Source organism: Nguyenibacter vanlangensis (assembly GCF_013376155.1).
In the GTDB taxonomy this organism is placed as follows: Bacteria; Pseudomonadota; Alphaproteobacteria; order Acetobacterales; family Acetobacteraceae; genus Gluconacetobacter; species Gluconacetobacter vanlangensis.
Genome location: NZ_JABXXP010001306.1, coordinates 1 through 500, shown reverse-complemented (window position 1 = coordinate 500; position 500 = coordinate 1). Strand labels below are relative to the sequence as shown.

Here is a 500-nt window from a genome sequence, read left to right as displayed (position 1 = left end):
GGAGGGGATCGGGCGGGGTGCCGGACGGGGTATCGGGCGGGGTATCTGGCCGGGTGTCGGGCGGGATGGGGGGCATGACGCCATGCCAGCAGAGTCCGGGCGGCAAGACAATCCCGCCCGACCGCCCCCCATGGCGCGGCATTGCGCGCCGCATTGCGCGCGGCATCGCGAAGGGGCGCCGTGACAGTGCGGAACATGACAACGGGATTGCCGCAGGCTAGTGTAGCGTGCGAGAGAGTCGCCCGGGATTGGGACCCGGGACTGGAACCCCGGGACTGGAACATTGTCCGACGGCATCGTTTCGGGCCATGATCGCAACGGAGTGCGCCGCAGGCGACCACGCGGAGAATCGCGGCTTTTCATGACGGTGACACTCAGCCCTTCCTCCCGCTATCGCCAGGCCGAGGAGCCCGTCCTGATCCCCCGCACCCCGGGTGCGGGGCGCGGGCCGCACCGCCGCCATCCCCACCCGCCGGTCCGGCCATCGCAGGGACGCGAGG

At 71.4% G+C, this 500-nt stretch carries 1 protein-coding gene; it reads left to right on the top strand.

Going from position 1 to position 500, the window contains the following annotated elements; genetic code table 11:
- On the top strand, positions 1-221 hold a 221-nt coding region (locus HUK84_RS22980), incomplete at its 5' end, for a hypothetical protein (RefSeq protein WP_218064522.1).
- Between the last annotated feature and the right edge of the window lie 279 nt (positions 222-500).